Source organism: Dyella sp. CR10, assembly GCF_055814425.1.
Map to the genome: position 1 here is coordinate 3,145,918 of NZ_CP185986.1, position 17,385 is coordinate 3,163,302.

Consider the following 17,385-nt stretch of genomic DNA (forward strand, 5'->3'; position numbering starts at 1 on the left):
CGCCGGGATCGCTACGATGCCGGCCAGCCTTCCCGAATACCCACACAACGCAAAGGACTGCCATGAACACCCTTCCGCAAAAGCCTTCCGCCGCTTTCATCGCCGTGTCCTGGGCGGCCTTGCTGGCCGGCTTCCTGGCCTTCGTCATCGGCCTGTGGAATGCCGGCATGCAACTCAACGAGAAGGGCTATTACTTCACCGTGCTGATGTATGGGCTGTTCTCGGCGGTGTCCGTGCAGAAGAGCGTGCGCGACCGCCAGGAAGGCATCCCCGTCACCAACATCTATTACGGCCTGAGCTGGGTCTCGGTATTGCTGAGCGTGGTGCTGCTCGTCGTCGGCCTGTGGAACGCCACGCTGGCGCTCAGCGAGAAGGGGTTCTACGGCATGTCCTTCGCGCTGGCCCTGTTCGCCGCCATCGCGGTGCAGAAGAACACGCGCGACAGTCAGGCCGCGGAAGGTCCGGGCGGGCGCGAGTACGCCCCGACGGAATAAAGACCAGCCGGCAGGCCAGGGGTGCCGCCGGCACCCCTCCTGCGCCGCCGCGAGCGTGCTGCCCGGGTCCTCGGCTACCATTCCGCTTTTCGGCATTCCGAGGACGTTTCATGCAGCTCTCACAGGTCAAGGCGATCATCACCGGCGGCGCCTCCGGTCTCGGCCACGCGGTGGCGCAGCACGTCGTCGCCGCCGGCGGTCAGGTGGCGCTGTTCGACGTGAACGAGGAGAAGGGCCAGGACGCGGCCAAGGCGCTGGGCGCCCATGCCCGCTTCTTCCGCACCGACGTGACCTCCGAGGACGGCGTGTCGACCAACGTCGCCGCTGCGCGCGACGCCATGGGCGGCCTCAACGTCGTGGTGAACTGCGCCGGCATCCTCGGCGCCGGCCGCGTGCTGGGCAAGGAAGGTCCGATGCCGCTGGGCACCTTCGCCAGCACCGTGATGGTGAACCTGGTGGGCAGCTTCAACGTGGCCAAAGCTGGCGCGACCCTGATGCAGTCCAACGAGCCCGGCGAAGACGGCGAGCGCGGCGTGATCGTCAATACCGCCAGCGTGGCCGCCTATGAAGGCCAGATCGGCCAGGCCGCCTATTCCGCCTCCAAGGGCGGCGTGGTCGGCATGACCCTGCCGATGGCGCGCGAGCTGTCGCGCTTCGGCATCCGCGTGAACACCATCGCGCCGGGCATTTTCTGGACCCCGATGGTCGACGGCATGCCGCCGCAGGTGCAGGAGTCGCTGTCCGCCTCGATCCCGTTCCCGTCGCGTCTGGGCCGGCCGGAGGAATTCGCCAGCCTGGTCGCCTTCATCCTGACCAACCGCTACGTCAACGGCGAAACCATCCGTCTCGACGGCGCCGTGCGCCTGCAGCCGAAGTGATCGCTACGGCGCCCACCGTTCCTTAGATTCTCCATCCCTGCCCCGGTCATCTCATGAAAGCTTCCGACGTCAAGAAAGGCAACGTGGTCGAACACGAAGGCACCGTCTACCAGGTGCGCGACATCGAGCGCAGCTCGCCCACTGCGCGTGGCGGCAACGTCACGTTCCGCTTCACGCTGTACTCGATTCCCGGCGGCCGCAAGTTCGATCTGAGCCTGCGCGCCGATGACGACCTGAAGGAAATGGATCTCGTGCGCCGCGCCGCCAACTACTCCTACAAGGATGGCGAGGCCTTCGTGTTCATGGACGCCGAGGATTACACGCAGTATCTGCTCGGCCCCGAACTGGTCGGCGACAACGCCGGCTACATCGTCGAGGACACCGAAGGCTTCTACGTGCAGCTGATCGACGACGCGCCGGTGGGCCTGCAAGTGCCGACCAGCGTGATGCTGGAAGTGGTCGACACCGCGCCGGAACTCAAGGGCGCCAGCGCCACCAAGCGCACCAAGCCGGCCAAGCTCAGCACCGGCGTGGAAATCCAGGTGCCGGAATACATCACCAACGGCGAAAAGGTGTGGGTCAACACCACCACCGGCGAATTCGGCGGCCGCGCCAACTGATCCATCCGCGAGCGGCTGAAAGCCGCATCGCGGCAGAACAAGCAAACGGCGCAAGCGCTCAGGCGCTTGCGCCGTTTGCTTTTTAGCTTTGGCTTTTGGCTTTGCCTTTCGCCTTTGATCTGCGGGTCCCCTGTGCGTCGGTGAGGGCTGGACGATCAGGCCCCAAAGGGGGCAGCGACAGGGATGTCGCTGCCTTTTCGACATGACATGGATGTCATGTCGAAAAGCCCGGCCAGCCCTCACGCACCCGGAGCAGCGCAGCTGCGCAGGGCGACGTGCCGGGGTGCCCTCTCTTTTGGTTACTTTTCTCTGGGCAAGCAGAGAAAAGTAACTCGGCCCGCGGCAGCGGGACGAAACCCTCGCCCATAAGGCGAGACACGAATGCACCAAACGCATCGATGAGCGAGCGCTCACGCCAGCCCCGCGTTGGGGTTCACGCCGATCTACACAAGGCTCGCAGAGATACCCGGCAAAAAAGCAAAACGCGAACGCCAGACAAAAAAAGGCCCGTGGGGGCACGGGCCGAGGTGGGCATCACCCGATATCCGATGCGGCCGCGCGATATCGCGCCCGCCGCCTTCGACACGCATCCGCGCCCCTGCGATGACGCGAATGCTCACTGTCCCGCCAGGCCATCCATGCTGGCCTCAACCACCCTGGAGGCGTACGGATCCGGTGCCTCGTGCACCGGACCCGCCCCCTGCTGACCCCGCCCGGCGCGCTGATCAGCGCGGCACATCCTGTACCCGGCACCTCCCTGCACCGTCGGAAGCCCCATTCCGTGGGCCTTCCTCCATCCCAACCCCCTTCAGACCGCTTCGGCCAGCCCCCGAGTGCCGGCCAGCGCCGGGACCGCCGATGGCGTCGTCGCCATCGTCAGCTGCGCGGTCCAGAACTGGTCCCATAGATCGCAGTAGCGCATGCACAGCGACTGCACCCGTGGATAGTGATCGGGCGTGAGCGCCTGGGTGAGCGCGAGCCACAAGTCGTTCTCGTGGTCATCGTCCGCCGCTTCGGCGGTTTCGTCCTCGCTGACGCCGTGCACGAAGTAGTAACCATCGTCCACGTCGAAACCCAGCGCGCGCGTCGCTTCGCGCAGCGGCGGGCTGAACAGGATGACCTCTTCTTCCGCGGCGGCGAGCAGCACCACCACATCAAGGTAATCGCCGTAACTGTGCTCGAGGAATTCGCGCACCGTGCGCGAGATGCGGCTGGCCTGATACGACTGGCGCTGCTGCAAGGTGACGCCGTAATCGTCGAGCACGCGCTCGAACAGCGGGTAGTGCGCGTAGGCGGGATTGCCGCGGTAATAGCCGTCGGCGTCGAGGCCGGGGCGGAAGCCGAATTCGTCCAGATCGTTGAGCGTGATCAGGAAACGCGGCGCCAGCTTGGAACCGGGCGGCAGGCGCGGCTCCAGCTGGCGGGTCTGCAGCTGCGCTGCCAGCAGCGCATCGGTGAATATCTGTACGATCGCATGGCGGTATTCCAGGTGGATCGTGCGCATCGCCGCAAGATCGAGATGACCGCTGTTGAGCAGACCGATGGCGCGATGCCGCGCCACCGGGTGGGTGGCGATCAATTGCCGCAGGTTGCCGACGAACGCAGCATTGCGTTGCCATAGCTCTGGAACGACGCTCGCCCGCATGGCGGCGATCGCCTTCCTGCGGGGTTGGTCCAGATCAGCCATCAACGAAGGCATGGTGTTCCCCCTGGGTTTGCCTGCCGAACCACAGCCAAAACCAAACGTTTGGTTTTCTACCAGACGGCCTCGTCCGTGTAAAGCGCAATTTTTCGGGGTTACAGCAAGTTACGCACCTGTTTACTGCATTCGCGCAGCGCCTCTTCCTCCCCCACGATCTGCAGCCAGATGACCGCACCCTCGATGCGCGCCAGCGCGTCGGTGGCCAAGCGCCGCGCCTCCGGTTCCCCGTACCGCGGGGCCAGCAGATCGGCCAGCAGATCGCGCCAGTCGGCGAAGAACTGCTGGATCATGCCTCGCGCCTCCTCGCTCTCCTGCAAGGCATCGGGCCACAGATGCACCAGCGCGCAGACACGGTGCTGGATGTAGTAGCTCTCCGTCGCGTCGACCATCAGGTCCAGGCGCTCCTTCTCGCCGAGGTCCTTGCGGCGTGCCTCGGCGAAGACACCGTTCTCGAACAGGCCGATCACGTGCTGGATCACTTCGATCAGCAGGCGCTCTTTGTTCGGAAAGTGGTGGTAGATGCTGCCCTTGAGCAGGCCGCTGGCCCGCCCGATGTCGGCCATCGAAGTCCGCCGGTATCCCTTGCTGCGAAACAGCGACAGCGATACCTCGATGAGATTGGATGGATCTGTCTTCATGATGTGCTTCCGATTTCGACGAACCGGCGTCCATCCGTGACGCCGCGGCGGCCTACTGTACGGGATTTGGCTGACGGGAACGGCTCACGGGGTATCGCCATACAGCCTAGGCTTGCCGGGGGACGCGAACGGCGTCGCGTTCTGGGCGCCGGTGCGGCGCGAATTTCCTGCCCGCTTCAGCCGCCGTCAGGCAGAATCACCGGATCGCTCAGGAGTGAACGGAAGCCATGCCCGCCGGCGGTTATTCGCTACGCGCTACAGTCATCGATAGCCTGCTGACCGCCAAGCGCCCGGATGTCCCCCCGCGCGTGGTACTGCGCAACACCGCGGCGGTGATCCTGCCGCTGGCGATCGGCCTGGCCACGGGCCATCCGGCCATCGGGCTGGGTATCGGCGCGGGCGCGCTGGACACCATGTTTTCCGATCAGCCGGGCCCTTACCGGCAGCGCATGTGGCAGCTGTTCCTCGCCTCGCTGGCGGCGGGGCTGGCCTCGATGATCGGCTTCCTGATCGGCGACCAGCTCGCGCCCATGCTGGTGGCGACGGCCGCGTTCGGCTTCTTCGGCGGCCTGCTGGTGGTGTTCGGCCCGGACATCGCGCGCGTAGGCATGACCAGCATGATCCTGCTGGTGGTGACCGCCGCCTCGCCCACCTCGCTGGTCGGCGCGGTCAGCGGCGCGGCGTTGATCTTCGCCGGCGGCCTGCTGCTGGCGATGTTCTCCGTCGCCGCCTGGCCGTTGCAGCGCTACCGCCCCGAGCGGCACGCGCTGGCCGCGGTGTACCGCGGCCTGTCCAGCCTGGCCAGGCAACAGGCGCATGACGACGCCGACGTGCCCGCGCTGACGGAAGCGATGACCGCGCTGCAGCACACCCTGCTCGGCCGGCATCACGCGCAGGGCCGCGCGATGGAAGCCTTCAGCGTGCTGCTGGAGATCGCCGAACGTATTCGCCTGGAACTCACCGCGATGGCCGAGCTGCGTGCCAATCCTGGCGTGCATGCGATGTTCCGCGGCGACGCCGCCCGCGTCCTCGCCGCCATCGCCGACGCGCTGGAAGCCGGCGAATCGCCGCAGCAGGCCGAGCGCGCGCTGCAGACCTTGCAAGCCAGCGAGAACGCCCTGCTCGGCCGTGGCGGCCCCGCCGATGGCCTGGCCACGCACATCCATGCGCTGTCCGGCCAGCTCGCCGCCGCCGTGCGCAACGCCAACTGGGCCGGCAGCCGCGGCGAACTGCGCGCTTCCGCGGCGGAAACGCCGCTGCCGACGGCGCTGCGCGCGGATTCGGCGCTCTCCACCCTGCGTGCCAACCTCACGCCGCATTCGGTTGCGTTCCGCCACGCCGTGCGCAGCGCGGTGTGCCTGACCGCCGCACTGTTCGTCGCGCGCAAGCTCGCGCTGCCTCACGGCTATTGGCTGCCGATGACCGCGGCGATCGTGCTGCGCCCGGACTTCGGCGCCACGTTCAACTTCGGCTTCCTGCGCGTGGTCGGCACGGTGCTGGGCCTGGTGCTCACGACCGCGCTGCTGCATTTCACCCCCCACGATCCCTGGGCGCACCTGATGCTGATGGCGGTGCTGTGCATGGCTTTCCGCTACCTCGCCAACGCGCACTACGGCGTGGCCGTGGCCGCGCTGACCGGCACGGTGGTGATCCTGCTGTCGTTCGAAGGCGTGAACTCCACCGCCGCGGTCACCGACCGCGTGCTCAACACCGCGCTGGGCAGCGGCATGGCGCTGCTGGCCTACGTGCTGTGGCCGACCTGGGAACGAGGCCGCGCGCGTGCCGCGCTGGCCGACATGCTCGACGCCTACGCCGGCTACCTGCAGGCGCTGTCGCGCGCGGACAAGCGCGACACGCATCGCGAGGCCCGCACCGCCGCGCGCACCGCGCGCACCAACGCGCAGGCCTCGCTCGACCGCATGCGCGCCGAGCCGGCCACGCCGGCGCATCTGCTGGACCTGGCCAGCACGCTGTTCGCCAATGGCAACCGCCTCGCGCGTACCGCGATGACTCTGGAAGCAGTGATCGACGACCACGACGCGCTGCCGGAAACCACCGAGATCGGCGCCTTCGTCGAGCATGCCGCCGACGCCCTGCACCTCGTCGCTGGCGCCCTGCGCGACCACCGCCAGCCCGACCCACTGCCCGACCTGCGCGCGCTGCAACGCAGCCTCGGGTCGCTGCTGGCCATGGCGGAGGATCGCCACGCCGCGGAGCTCATCCAGCGCATCAGCGACCGCCTGGTGGACAACGTGAACACGCTGGCGCACATCGTCGGACGCGGCGAACGGGAGAAGACGGCCACCGCCGCCTGATCGCCGGGGACACCTGGATCGGTTCCGAGCGGCGACGGGCACGCCGAACAGAGCAGCGCGTCCTTCATGCGGCGCCGCGACAAGGCAGCGCCACATCCACGCCCTACACTCGGCCCATGCTCAAGATCGATACCCACGCGCATCTCCTGCCCCGCGACTGGCCGAATCTTGCGGCCAAGTACAACGACAACCGTTTCCCGGTGATGACCCATCACGACGGGCGCCATCGCATCTACAAGGACGGGAAATTCTTCCGCGAGGTGTGGGAGTCGGCCTTCGACCCGCAGCATCGCATCGACGACTACGCGCGCTTCGGCGTCACCGTGCAGGTGGCCTCCACCGTGCCGGTGCTGTTCTCCTACTGGGCGCCGGGCTACCAGGCGCTGGAGTTGCACCGCCACCTCAACGAACACGTCGCCAGCCTGTGCCGCGATTACCCGCGCCATTTCGCCGGTATCGCCACGGTGCCGCTGCAGGCGCCGGACCTGGCCATCCGCGAACTGGAGCGCTGCATCGACGAGCTGGGCCTGCAGGGCGTGCAGGTGGGTTCGCACTGCAACGACTGGAACCTGGATGCGCCGGAGCTGTTCCCGTTCTTCGAAGCCGCTGCCGACCTCGGCGCCGCGGTGATGGTGCATCCGTGGGACATGATGGGCTCGGCCAGCATGCCCAAGTACTGGCTGCCCTGGCTGGTCGGCATGCCGGCCGAGCAGTCGCGCGCCGCCTGCTGCCTGGCCTTCGGCGGCGTGCTGGAGCGGCTGCCGAAGCTGCGGGTGATGCTGGCCCATGGCGGCGGCAGCTTTCCCTGGACCATCGGGCGCATCGAACACGGCTTCCGCATGCGCCCGGACCTGGTCGCCACCGACAACCCGCGCAACCCGCGCGAATACCTCCAGCGCCTGTATTTCGACTCCTGCGTGCACGACCCGCAGGCCCTGCGCTATCTGCTGGATGTGACCGGCGTCGAGCGCGTGATGCTCGGCACGGATTATCCTTTCCCGCTGGGGGAGCAGCATCCGGGCAGCGGCATCGAGGCCCTGGGACTGGACGAGGCCGCACGGGCGCGCCTGTTCCATGGCACGGCGCTGGAATGGCTGGGTCTGCCCCGTTACCGTTTTGCACCGACTGATTCGAACGCACAGGACCTGGCATGAGTTTCTTGCGCACCACCTTCCTGGCCGGCGCCCTGCTGCTGGCCGGCACCGCCCATGGCGCCGACGTCGCAATGGCCGACGGCAGCGTACGCTTCAGCACGCCCGACAACTGGCTGGGCATCATGGAAACCCAGGGCGATCCCGAATCGCGCGTGTTCCAGGTCCCCGACACCTCGCCTACCGGCAGCACCGCGCTGGCCCGCGTCACCGTGACGGTCAAGCGGGTGGCCGACGTGAGCGAGTTCCAGCAGTACGTCAGCGCCGCCGGCGCCAAGGCCAAAGGCCTTACCGGCTATCAGGCCGGCACCAGCCCGGCCCCCAACGCCAGCGCCTACTCCGCGCAGGAGAACGGCGCGGCATTCACTTACGTCGAGCGCTACTGGTTCCGCGAAGGCCACGCCATTCAGCTGCGTTGCGCGCGCCCGGCGCAGAGTCAGGCCGGCGCCGCGTGGAAGACCGCGTTCGACAAGGGCTGCGACGCCATCGCCGACCGCCTGAAGTAAGCGCCGCCGCGTTTGTGTCGAAAGGCCCGGTCAGGCTCGGGCCTTTTTCGTTTCGCCTCAGCGGAACACGCTCACCGCTTCGACCAGCCGCTCGGCCTGCCGCTCCAGGCGTTCCGAGGCGGATGCGCCCTGCTCCACCAGCGTGGCGTTCTGCTTGGTGATGTGATCGAGTTCGCCTACCGCCTGGTCGATCTGCTGCACGCCACCGCTCTGCTCGATGGTGGCGGCACTGATCTCCGCGATCAGATCCGACACGCGCTTGACCTGGGCCATGATCTCCGCAGTGGTGCGGCCCGCTTCGTCGACGCATTGCGCGCCGGTCTCCACGCGCTCGACGCTGTCGCCGATCAGCGCCTTGATCTCACGCGCCGCCGCGGCACTGCTCTGCGCCAGCGCGCGCACTTCACCGGCCACGACGGCGAAGCCGCGCCCGTGCTCGCCGGCTCGCGCCGCTTCCACCGCTGCATTGAGCGCGAGCAGGTTGGTTTGGAACGCGATGCCATCGATGGTGCCGATGATGTCGGCGATGCGGCGCGAACTGGCGGTGATGTCGCGCATGGTCTCGACCACCTGCGACACCGCGCTGCCGCCCTTCGCGGCTGCCGCGCTGGCCGCGCCCGACAGCCGGTTCGCCTGTTCGGCGGTATCGGCATTGCTCTTGATGGTGGCCGTCATCTGCGTCATCGAGGCTGCCGTCTGCTGCACGCTGGAAGATGCACGGTCAGTACGCGCACTGAGATCGCGATTGCCCTGGGCGATCTGGCTGGTCGCCGCCTGCACGTTGAGCACCTGCGCGCTGACGTCGTCGATCAGCCAGCGGAACATCAGGCCCAGCTGGTTCACCGTGCGCAAGGTCATGCCGATCTCGTCAACGCGATTCATGTGCATGGCCTGCTGGCTCTCGCCGCTGGCGACGCGCAGGGCCTGCTCGCGCAGACGCTCCAGCGGACGGGCGATCTGCGCTTCCAGCCACCAGGCCGCCAGCAGCGCCAGCACCGCGCCGGCAGCTGCGAAACCCGCCAGCGCCACGCCGGCGAGGCCGCACAGATGCGCCGCGAGCAGCAGCGCCGGCGCCATGCCCAGCAGGACAGCGCGGATGCGCCAGCGCACCGGCATGGTTTGCAGCAGCGAGCGCCAGGCGGCCACGCCGGTGCGCACGATCAGCCCTTTGTGAAAACGGCGGCGGCCCGCCTTGCCTTCGCGAAACCTGGCGTACAGTGCATCCGCCGCAGCGATTTCCTCGCGCGTAGCCTTGGTGCGCACCGACATATAGCCGATCGGCTCTCCGTCGCGCACCACCGGCACCGCATTGGCGCGCACCCAGTAGTGGTCGCCATCCTTGCGGCGGTTCTTCACCAGCGCGGTCCAAGGCTCGCCGCCCTTGATGGTTGCCCACATGTCGGCAAAAGCTTCGCGAGGCATGTCCGGATGACGCACCAGATTGTGCGGCTGACCGTGAATCTCCTCCAGGCTGAAACCGCTGACTTCGACGAAGGCAGCGTTGGCGTAGGTGATATGGCTCTTGGTGTCGGTGGTCGACATCAGCGTCGCGTTGTCCGGAAACTCGTACTCGCGCTGCGTGACGGGTTGATTGTTGCGCATGGTGGTTGCTCCTCCGCTAGGCATCGGGAGACCGGCGCGCTCCCATCGCCGCCGGCCCGGCCCCACTCTCCCCAGGGAGAGCGAAGGCATCCACGATGTCGGCCGTCCCGGAAGGAACTGAAAGAAGCTCATCGAAACATAAGAAAAGCTGGCCGACGCCATCCGCAAGCGAACAGCGCGGCCATTGGCCAGCTCGCGGTAAGCTTTAGCCGATCCCGTGAGAGACCCGTTCATGACCCTCGCCTACCAAGCCACCGCCGCATGGGCCAAGGCCCAGGACGATGCCGATCCGCTGCGCGCCTTCCGCGACGAATTCCTGATCCCGCCGCATGACGGCCACGACAGCCATTATCTCTGCGGCAATTCGCTGGGCCTGCAGCCGCGCGCGGTGCGCGAAGCGCTGAACGCCGAGCTGGACGACTGGGGCGCACTGGCTGTGGAAGGCCATTTCAAGGGCCGCCTGCCGTGGCTGGACTATCACGAGTTCGTGCGCGACGACCTCGCCGAACTGGTCGGCGCGCTGCCATCGGAAGTGGTGGCGATGAACACGCTGGGCGTGAACCTGCACCTGATGATGGTGAGCTTCTACACGCCCACGCCGGACCGCCACGCGATCCTCATCGAGGCCGGCGCGTTTCCCACCGACCGCTACGCGGTGGAATCGCAGATCCGCTATCACGGCTTCAGCCCCGCGCTGTCGCTGATCGAACTGGCCGCGGACGAACCCAACGGCACGATCTCCATGGCGGCGATCGAGCGCGCGCTGGCCGAACACGGCGAGCGCATCGCCCTGGTGCTGCTGCCGGGCGTGCAGTACCGCACCGGGCAGGCCTTCGATCTGAAAGCGATCACCGAACTCGCGCACAGGCACGGCTGCATCGTCGGCTTCGACCTCGCCCACGCGGTGGGCAACCTGCCTCTGCGCCTGCACGACAGCGGCGCGGATTTCGCCGTGTGGTGCAGCTACAAGTACCTCAACGCCGGCCCCGGCGCGGTGGCTGGCGTGTTCGTGCACGAGCGGCATGCGCGTAACGAGCACCGGCCGCGCTTCGCCGGCTGGTGGGGGCACGACAAGCAGTCGCGCTTTCGCATGGGACCGGATTTCGTCCCCACGCCGGGCGCCGACGGCTGGCAGATCTCCAATCCGCCCATCCTGTCGCTCGCTCCACTGCGCGTGTCGCTGAACATCTTCCACCGCGCCGGCATGGAGCCGTTGCGCGACAAGGCGCTGCGTCTCACCGGTTATCTCGAATGGCTGGTGCAGACGCAGCTGGCTGACGTGCTGGAATCGGTGACGCCGCGCGAACCGGCGCGGCGCGGTTCGCAGCTTTCCCTGCGCGTGCTCGGCGGACGCGAACGCGGGCGCGAGCTGTTCCAGTACCTCATGGATCACGGCATCGTCGGCGACTGGCGCGAACCGGATGTGATCCGCATCTCGCCCGCACCGCTGTACAACCGGTTCGCCGATTGCCTGGCGTTCGCCGAGGCGGTGCGGGCATGGAGCCGCGGCTGAGCGTTACTTTCCTTCGCAGCGCCCGTGCCCGACGCGCTGCGGCTTGAAGCCCGGCAGATCCGCATCGTCGAAAGCGAACACGAAGAAGCGATTCGGATTGTCGGCGCCCTGCGGATGCAGCTTATCGGTAATGTCCGGCAGGAAATCGTTGTCGTTGGCGATGAACAGGGTGTGGCGGCGGCGCCCGTCCTGCACGACGTCGGGCCCGAAGCTCAGGCCTTCGAGTTTGGCCGGCACGTCGGAGGGCGCGATGCCATGCTGGCCTAGTTCCGCCAGCACATCCAGGAATGGCGTCTTCGTCACCGCCGCCGCGGCGAGCGCGGTGGCGCCGCTGAGCTTGCCCACCTCGGTCGCACCCGCCAGGTCGATCAGGAACACACGCTTGAACTTGGCCTCCGAGCCGTCGCCGAAACCTTTGCCGTCGCGCTCATCCACCAGCAACTGATGGTCGTTCACCGCAAGGATCTCGCTGACGCCGTTGTACTTGGGCTTGGCGGCGCTGCCGGTGTTGCTCAGCGGGTAGGCATACTCGTGCACCTCGCGTGTGCGCACATCGATACGCACGATGCGCAAGACCGGCGCGCCATCGCCGCCGTCCTGGAGCAGCGGCGCCTGCATGGCGCCGAACAGCACGCGGCCGTCCGGCGAGATGGCCAGGCCTTCCATCCCCTTGTTGGCGACCCGGCCGGAGGTATTGCCGGCTATCTCGTCGGCGCCGCGGGATGCGGTCTTCGCCACGTAGAAGTGCGCCGGCAGCGCGTAGCTGTCCAGGCGGCGGCCGGTATGACGATCGAACTTGTAGACGTAGGGACCGTATTCGTCGGAAACGAACACCGCATCGCCATCGGCCGACACCCGAATGCTCTCCGGATCGAGGCGACCATCCAGCATCCAGCCCGAACCGCGTGCCGGATCGGCGTTGTCGGAACGGCCGGTGAAGTAGTGGTGGAATCCATGGTTCTGACGCGGCGCACCGTCCGGCAGGTTGGCCGCGCGACCGTCGCCGTAGTAGAGACCGAACGCGTCCCACAGCAGCGTGGTGCGTTCCAGCTTCGGCGTCAGCGCGAACGGCAGGGCTGCTCCCGCGGACGCCGGCGCCAGCTCCATGCGCAGCGTGTGGAACCGTGCGATGTAGGAACTGGTGTCGTCGACCGCAGCATCGTAGGAGGTCGCATTGGGCCCGCGATCCGGCAAGGCCAGGAAGGTGCCGCAACCGGCATAGGCCAGGCCGGAGCCGAGGCCGCCCAGCAGATTGCCGGGCACTCCGTTTTCCAGCGGCGAGGCCGTGCGCTGCGAACGATCGCCTTGATGCGCATCGAGGCTGCCCGTGGCGATCAGTGCCACGCTAGCGTGGGCCGGGGCCGCCGCGGCGAGCGCGGCCAACAGGGCGAAGGTAAGTGGTGGGCGCATGGTCGGGACTCCTGACAGGACGGGCGATCCGTCCGAGCCTGTGCCTCCCGGATTGCGGTTCTGTGACGCCGGCATGACCCGGCCATCGACGGCGTGGCGCACGCGATGCGGTTCGCGCTTCCGCGGCGCCTCGTTCAGGCCAGCCGCGGCGTACCCAGCCTGAACCAGGCGCGCGCGATACGTTGCGCCTCGATCTCGTAGATAGCGAGCACGTCCACCTCGCCCGTCCCCTCGGGAAAAGTACGCGTCACCACCTCCTTATCTACGACCACGTTGCCGAGCACCATGCGCTGGAGCAGGCGGCCGTGCAGATTGACCTCCTTGAAGCGCTCCACGTGGCGGGCTCGGATCTGCGCCGCCCCTTCCGCCAGTAGCGTGTCCGGAAACGCGTAGTAGCGGCAGTCCTCTGCCCACCACTGCATGAAGCGGTCGATGTCACGCGCGTTGTAGGCCTCCAGCTGCTCGCGCACCGGCAGAGCGACGTCCTCGTCCTGCGTACCGTTCATGGCTGACTCTTGCTCTGTGGGTGCCTCACCTGCCCCTCCCCGCGCACCACGAAGCGTTCCACCGTAAGCGCTTCGGCGCCCATCGGTCCGTAGGCGTGCAGGCGCGTGGTGGAAATGCCGATTTCCGCGCCCAGGCCCAGTTCGCCGCCATCGCTGAAACGGGAGGACGCGTTGACCATCACCACGGCCGAACGAATGCCGCGTACGAAGCGGCGCGCGGCCTCTTCGTCGCGCGTGGCGATCACCTCGGTGTGATCGGAGCCATAGCGGTGGATATGCGCCAGCGCCCGTTCCAGGTCATCGACGATGCGCACGGCGAGAATCAGGTCGAGATATTCCGCCGCATAATCCGTGTCGTCCGCCGGCTTCATCGATGGCACCAGCGCGCGACTGCGTTCGCAGCCGCGCAATTCGACCTGACGCTGGCCAAGCGCCGCGGCGGCGCGCGGCAGGAAATCGGCGGCGATGTCCTGATGCACCAGCAACGTCTCCAGCGCATTGCAGACGCCGGGACGGGAAGTCTTGCCGTCCACCAGCAGGTCCAGCGCCAGCGCGGGATCGGCCGCGCGGTCCACATACAGATGGCACACGCCCTTGTAGTGCTTGATCACCGGCACGCGCGCGTGTTCGGCGACAAAGCGGATCAGCCCTTCGCCGCCGCGCGGAATGGCCAGGTCGACGATATCGGTGAGCTGCAATAGCTCCACCATGGTCTCGCGGCTCAGGTCGGTCACCAGGGTCAGCGCAGCCTGCGGCACGCCCTGCGCCGCAAGCGCGCCGCGCAGCAGCTGCGCGATCGCGGTATTGGAGTGCACGGCTTCCGAGCCGCCGCGCAGGATCACGCCATTGCCGGCCATCAGGCATAGCGCAGCGGCATCGGCGGTGACGTTGGGACGCGCCTCGTAAATCATCGCGATGACGCCCAGCGGCACGCGAACGCGTTCGATCTGCAGCCCGTTCGGACGCGTTTCCCGGCGGGTGACCACGCCGACCGGATCGGGCAACTGCACCACCTCGCGCACAGCGGCGGCGATCGCCGCGACGCGCGCCTCGTCCAGACGCAGGCGGTCGAGCATCGCGCCCTGCACACCTTTCTCGCGCGCCGCCGCCATGTCGCGCGCATTCGCCGCCAGTACCGTGCCGCTGCCGGCATCCAAGGCATCCGCCATCGCCTGCAGCAACGCGCGCTTGGCGTCGGTAGTCAGCTCGGCCATCACCAGCGCCGCATCACGGCAGGCCAGCGCCTGCGTCTTCATCTCGCTCATCGCGTCGTCTCCGCCAGGACCACCAGGTCGTCCCGGTGCACTACTTCCGCGCCGTAGCTGTAACCCAGCACGGCATCGATCTCGCTGCTGTGCCGCCCCGCCAGGCGGCGCACTTCGGCCACGCCGTACTGGGACAGCCCGCGCGCGACCGGATGCCTGGCGGCATCCACGATCTCTACCATGTCGCCGCGATGGAACTCGCCGTCGGTGCCGACGATGCCGCCAGGCAGCAGCGAAGCCCGTCCGCCGGCGAGCGCGCGTGCGGCGCCCTCGTCCACCTGGATACGCCCGGGCGCGGCGGGTGCGTGGCGCAGCCAGTACTTGCGCGCCTGCATGCGGCTGCGCGGCGCGTCGATCAGCGTGCCGTGCAGCCGGCCTTCGGCCAGCGCCGCGGCGGTATCGGCGTTGCGTCCATCGAACAGCACCGTGGGAATGCCGGCCGCGCCGGCCTTCACCGCCGCTTCCAGCTTGGTGCGCATGCCGCCGGTGCCGACAGCGCTGCCGCTGCCGCCGGCCATGGCCATCACCTCCGGCGTGAGCGACGGCACGTGACCGATGGCCACCGCGTGCGGGTGGCGCCGGGGATCGGCGTCGTACAGCGCGTCGATGTCCGAGGCGATCAGCAGCAGGTCGGCATCGACCAGGGCCGCGACGATGGCGGCGAGGTTGTCGTTGTCGCCCAGTTTCAGCTCGTCCACCGCGACGGTGTCGTTCTCGTTGATGACGGGCAGGACGTTCACGCGCAGCAGTTCGCGCAAGGTCGCGCGCGCGTTGAGGTAGCGGCGGCGGTGGCGCAGATCGTCATGGGTGAGCAGCACCTGCGCGACCGGACGGTCCGACAGGGCCTGCCACAGCGCGATCATCGGTGCCTGGCCCAGCGCGGCCAGCGCCTGGCGCGCCGCCAGGTCGTCACCGGCACGCTCGCGCAACAGCGCGCGACCGGCGGCCACCGCGCCGGAAGAGACCAGCACCACCTGGCGCCCCTGCGCGTGGCTGGCGTCCATGAACGCCGCAAGCGCCCTCGCATGACGGGGCGTCAGACCGCCGCCATCGGCGGCCAGCAGGTTGCTGCCTACCTTGAGCACCGCGCGGCGCCAGGCCGGCAGGATCTGCTCCGGCAGGCGCTCAGCCATCGACGGTCTCGCGATCGCCGTGGCTCTTGGGCGAGGACACGACCATGAACCGCAGCTCCGCCGCCGATTCGTTGCGCATCTGGTGTGCGGCGCCCGGCGGCACGTGCAGGCCCTGGTGCGCGCCGAGACGGTGATGCGTGCCTTCCAGCTCCAGCACCGCTTTGCCTTCCAGCACGTAGAAGAACTGGCGCGAGCGCGCATGCCGATGGCGCGTTTCGGCGGTGCCTGGCGGCATGCGCTCCTCGATCACGCTGAGGTCGTCGCCTTGCAGCAGATGCCAGCCGTCGCATTGCTGGCCCCAGGTGTAATGCGGTGCGTTGGCAATGCTGACGGCGCTCATCGCTGCTCCTCAGTGATCGAGCGCGGCCAGCCGCGCCTTCAGTTCGTCCAGCCGCAGATCGTGGCCCGCGCCGGGCGACACGCGAGCGGCAAGGCTGCCCTCGGGCGTGCGACCCGCACCCGCCGAGGCGGCGGCATCGGCCGCCGCGCGATAGGCGTCGCGGAACGGCACGCCGGCCGCGGCTTGCTCGATCGCCACGTCGGTGGCGTACATCGCCGGCTCGATGGCCGCGCGCATGGCCGGCTCGTTCCACGTCATCCGCGCCAGCAGATCCGGCACCAGCTCCAGCGCGGCCAGACCGTGGCGGCAGCCGTGGAACAGCGAGCCCTTGGAGAACTGCAAGTCACGCTGATAGCCCGAGGGCAGCGACAGCAGCTGCTCGATCTCCGTGCGCGCTGCGGCCACGCTCGCGTAGCTGGCGCGCAGCAGTTCGACCACGTCCGGGTTGCGCTTGTTCGGCATGATCGAGCTGCCGGTGGTGTATTCGGACGGCAGCTGCACGAAGCCGAATTCCGCCGTGGTGAACAGCGACAGATCCCAGGCCAGGCGGCGCACGTCCAGCAGCGCGGCGGCGATCGCCTCCAGCACGGCCATTTCGAACTTGCCGCGCGACAGCTGCGCATAGATGGGCGAGACCTGCATGCGCGCGAAACCGAGCGCGCGCGTGGTGTGCTCGCGATCCAGCTTCAGGTTCACCCCGTAGCCGGCGGCGGTACCGAGCGGATTGCAGTCGATCAGCGCGGCGGTCTGGCGTGCGCGCAGGGCGTTGTCGATGAAGCCTTCGGCAAAACCGGCGAACCACATCGCGGTGGAGGACACCACCGCGCGCTGGATATGGGTGTAGCCCGGCAGCGGCAGCGCCGGCTGCGCGGCGCGCTCGAGGCAGACGTCGGCGATCGCGCGGCAATGCTGCTCCAGCGCGGCAAGCCGGTCCTTCAGCCACAGGCGGGTGGCGACCAGGATCTGGTCGTTGCGGCTGCGTCCGGTATGGACGCGGCGACCGGCATCGCCGAGGCGCTCGGTGAGGCGCGCCTCGATGGCCGAATGGCCGTCCTCATAACGCTCGTCGAGCACGAAGCGGCCGGCCTGGAAATCCTCGGCCAGCGCATCGAGCTCGCGCTTGAGCGCGACCGCCTCATCGGCACTGACCACGCCGATGTTGGCGAGGCCTTCCACGTGCGCCTTGCTGGCGACGATGTCGTGCAGGAAGAACTCGCGGTCCAGCACCACGTCGTCGCCGGCGAGGAAACGCATGATTCTGGCGTCGATCTGGATGCCGGACTTCTGCCAAAGGGGTTGAGTCATGAGGGTG

General features: G+C 68.1%; 16 protein-coding genes. 7 read left to right on the plus strand and 9 right to left on the minus strand.

Annotated features, from left to right (window positions below):
- Positions 1-62: 62 nt before the first annotated feature.
- From yiaA to efpL, 3 genes are all read left to right on the plus strand, one after another.
- Entirely contained in the window at positions 63-494 is a 432-nt protein-coding gene (yiaA, locus tag ACNR9O_RS14065; protein ID WP_473687809.1) for an inner membrane protein YiaA, read from the plus strand.
- 110 nt (positions 495-604) lie between these two features.
- A complete protein-coding gene (locus ACNR9O_RS14070; RefSeq protein WP_473687807.1) occupies positions 605-1,372 on the plus strand; it encodes an SDR family NAD(P)-dependent oxidoreductase in 768 nt (255 codons plus the stop codon).
- A gap of 53 nt (positions 1,373-1,425) precedes the next feature.
- The gene (gene efpL / locus ACNR9O_RS14075) at positions 1,426-1,992 is read left to right on the plus strand and encodes an elongation factor P-like protein EfpL (RefSeq protein WP_473687805.1); all 567 of its coding nucleotides are present in this window, start codon (positions 1,426-1,428) and stop codon (positions 1,990-1,992) included.
- Between the two features lie 808 nt (positions 1,993-2,800).
- Here the strand turns inward: efpL and ACNR9O_RS14080 are convergent.
- The gene (locus ACNR9O_RS14080; RefSeq protein ID WP_473687803.1) at positions 2,801-3,637 is read right to left on the minus strand and encodes a hypothetical protein; all 837 of its coding nucleotides are present in this window, start codon (positions 3,635-3,637) and stop codon (positions 2,801-2,803) included.
- Positions 3,638-3,789: 152 nt separating this feature from the next.
- Positions 3,790-4,332 (minus strand): TetR/AcrR family transcriptional regulator, encoded by a 543-nt coding sequence (locus ACNR9O_RS14085; protein ID WP_473687802.1) that lies wholly within the window; start codon positions 4,330-4,332, stop codon positions 3,790-3,792.
- 227 nt (positions 4,333-4,559) lie between these two features.
- Between ACNR9O_RS14085 and ACNR9O_RS14090 the strand changes: the two genes are divergently transcribed.
- The 3 genes from ACNR9O_RS14090 (at position 4,560) to ACNR9O_RS14100 (ending at position 8,304) form a co-directional block, all read left to right on the plus strand.
- Positions 4,560-6,647 (plus strand): FUSC family protein, encoded by a 2,088-nt coding sequence (locus tag ACNR9O_RS14090; protein WP_473687799.1) that lies wholly within the window; start codon positions 4,560-4,562, stop codon positions 6,645-6,647.
- A gap of 116 nt (positions 6,648-6,763) precedes the next feature.
- Positions 6,764-7,801, plus strand: a complete 1,038-nt coding sequence (locus ACNR9O_RS14095) for an amidohydrolase family protein (RefSeq protein WP_473687797.1) — start codon at positions 6,764-6,766, stop codon at positions 7,799-7,801.
- Positions 7,798-8,304, plus strand: coding sequence for a hypothetical protein (locus tag ACNR9O_RS14100; RefSeq protein ID WP_473687795.1), 507 nt, complete (start codon positions 7,798-7,800; stop codon positions 8,302-8,304). Before ACNR9O_RS14095 ends, ACNR9O_RS14100 begins: the two co-directional genes overlap by 4 nt.
- 57 nt (positions 8,305-8,361) lie before the next feature.
- Here ACNR9O_RS14100 and ACNR9O_RS14105 read toward each other — a convergent pair whose 3' ends face one another.
- Positions 8,362-9,906, minus strand: coding sequence for a methyl-accepting chemotaxis protein (locus ACNR9O_RS14105; protein ID WP_473687793.1), 1,545 nt, complete (start codon positions 9,904-9,906; stop codon positions 8,362-8,364).
- 232 nt (positions 9,907-10,138) lie between these two features.
- Here ACNR9O_RS14105 and kynU point away from each other — a divergent pair, with 232 nt between their 5' ends.
- On the plus strand, positions 10,139-11,419 hold the full coding sequence (kynU, locus tag ACNR9O_RS14110; protein ID WP_473687791.1) for a kynureninase: 1,281 nt from the start codon (positions 10,139-10,141) through the stop codon (positions 11,417-11,419).
- Between the two features lie 3 nt (positions 11,420-11,422).
- Here the strand turns inward: kynU and ACNR9O_RS14115 are convergent, their stop codons facing one another.
- From ACNR9O_RS14115 to argH, 6 genes are all read right to left on the minus strand, one after another.
- The gene (locus ACNR9O_RS14115; RefSeq protein ID WP_473687789.1) at positions 11,423-12,829 is read right to left on the minus strand and encodes an esterase-like activity of phytase family protein; all 1,407 of its coding nucleotides are present in this window, start codon (positions 12,827-12,829) and stop codon (positions 11,423-11,425) included.
- 134 nt (positions 12,830-12,963) lie between these two features.
- Positions 12,964-13,335, minus strand: a complete 372-nt coding sequence (locus ACNR9O_RS14120; RefSeq protein ID WP_473687787.1) for a nuclear transport factor 2 family protein — start codon at positions 13,333-13,335, stop codon at positions 12,964-12,966.
- On the minus strand, positions 13,332-14,600 hold the full coding sequence (locus ACNR9O_RS14125) for a glutamate-5-semialdehyde dehydrogenase (RefSeq protein ID WP_473687785.1): 1,269 nt from the start codon (positions 14,598-14,600) through the stop codon (positions 13,332-13,334). The genes ACNR9O_RS14120 and ACNR9O_RS14125 overlap by 4 nt, the downstream gene beginning before the upstream one ends.
- Positions 14,597-15,733 carry a glutamate 5-kinase gene (gene proB / locus ACNR9O_RS14130; RefSeq protein WP_473687783.1) on the minus strand — a complete coding sequence of 379 codons (1,137 nt, stop codon included), beginning with the start codon at positions 15,731-15,733 and terminating at the stop codon, positions 14,597-14,599. Before proB ends, ACNR9O_RS14125 begins: the two co-directional genes overlap by 4 nt.
- Entirely contained in the window at positions 15,726-16,073 is a 348-nt protein-coding gene (locus ACNR9O_RS14135; protein ID WP_473687781.1) for a cupin domain-containing protein, read from the minus strand. Before ACNR9O_RS14135 ends, proB begins: the two co-directional genes overlap by 8 nt.
- A gap of 9 nt (positions 16,074-16,082) precedes the next feature.
- The gene (gene argH, locus ACNR9O_RS14140; RefSeq protein WP_473687779.1) at positions 16,083-17,378 is read right to left on the minus strand and encodes an argininosuccinate lyase; all 1,296 of its coding nucleotides are present in this window, start codon (positions 17,376-17,378) and stop codon (positions 16,083-16,085) included.
- Positions 17,379-17,385: the final 7 nt, after the last annotated feature.

What these genes read in the sequence shown, in the direction of transcription:
- yiaA (WP_473687809.1), top strand. Translation starts at nt 63, where the DNA reads ATGAACACCCTTCCGCAAAAGCCTTCCGCCGCTTTCATCGCCGTGTCC.
- ACNR9O_RS14070 (WP_473687807.1), top strand. Translation starts at nt 605, where the DNA reads ATGCAGCTCTCACAGGTCAAGGCGATCATCACCGGCGGCGCCTCCGGT.
- efpL (WP_473687805.1), top strand. Translation starts at nt 1,426, where the DNA reads ATGAAAGCTTCCGACGTCAAGAAAGGCAACGTGGTCGAACACGAAGGC.
- ACNR9O_RS14080 (WP_473687803.1), bottom strand. Translation starts at nt 3,637, where the DNA reads ATGCGGGCGAGCGTCGTTCCAGAGCTATGGCAACGCAATGCTGCGTTC.
- ACNR9O_RS14085 (WP_473687802.1), bottom strand. Translation starts at nt 4,332, where the DNA reads ATGAAGACAGATCCATCCAATCTCATCGAGGTATCGCTGTCGCTGTTT.
- ACNR9O_RS14090 (WP_473687799.1), top strand. Translation starts at nt 4,560, where the DNA reads ATGCCCGCCGGCGGTTATTCGCTACGCGCTACAGTCATCGATAGCCTG.
- ACNR9O_RS14095 (WP_473687797.1), top strand. Translation starts at nt 6,764, where the DNA reads ATGCTCAAGATCGATACCCACGCGCATCTCCTGCCCCGCGACTGGCCG.
- ACNR9O_RS14100 (WP_473687795.1), top strand. Translation starts at nt 7,798, where the DNA reads ATGAGTTTCTTGCGCACCACCTTCCTGGCCGGCGCCCTGCTGCTGGCC.
- ACNR9O_RS14105 (WP_473687793.1), bottom strand. Translation starts at nt 9,906, where the DNA reads ATGCGCAACAATCAACCCGTCACGCAGCGCGAGTACGAGTTTCCGGAC.
- kynU (WP_473687791.1), top strand. Translation starts at nt 10,139, where the DNA reads ATGACCCTCGCCTACCAAGCCACCGCCGCATGGGCCAAGGCCCAGGAC.
- ACNR9O_RS14115 (WP_473687789.1), bottom strand. Translation starts at nt 12,829, where the DNA reads ATGCGCCCACCACTTACCTTCGCCCTGTTGGCCGCGCTCGCCGCGGCG.
- ACNR9O_RS14120 (WP_473687787.1), bottom strand. Translation starts at nt 13,335, where the DNA reads ATGAACGGTACGCAGGACGAGGACGTCGCTCTGCCGGTGCGCGAGCAG.
- ACNR9O_RS14125 (WP_473687785.1), bottom strand. Translation starts at nt 14,600, where the DNA reads ATGAGCGAGATGAAGACGCAGGCGCTGGCCTGCCGTGATGCGGCGCTG.
- proB (WP_473687783.1), bottom strand. Translation starts at nt 15,733, where the DNA reads ATGGCTGAGCGCCTGCCGGAGCAGATCCTGCCGGCCTGGCGCCGCGCG.
- ACNR9O_RS14135 (WP_473687781.1), bottom strand. Translation starts at nt 16,073, where the DNA reads ATGAGCGCCGTCAGCATTGCCAACGCACCGCATTACACCTGGGGCCAG.
- argH (WP_473687779.1), bottom strand. Translation starts at nt 17,378, where the DNA reads ATGACTCAACCCCTTTGGCAGAAGTCCGGCATCCAGATCGACGCCAGA.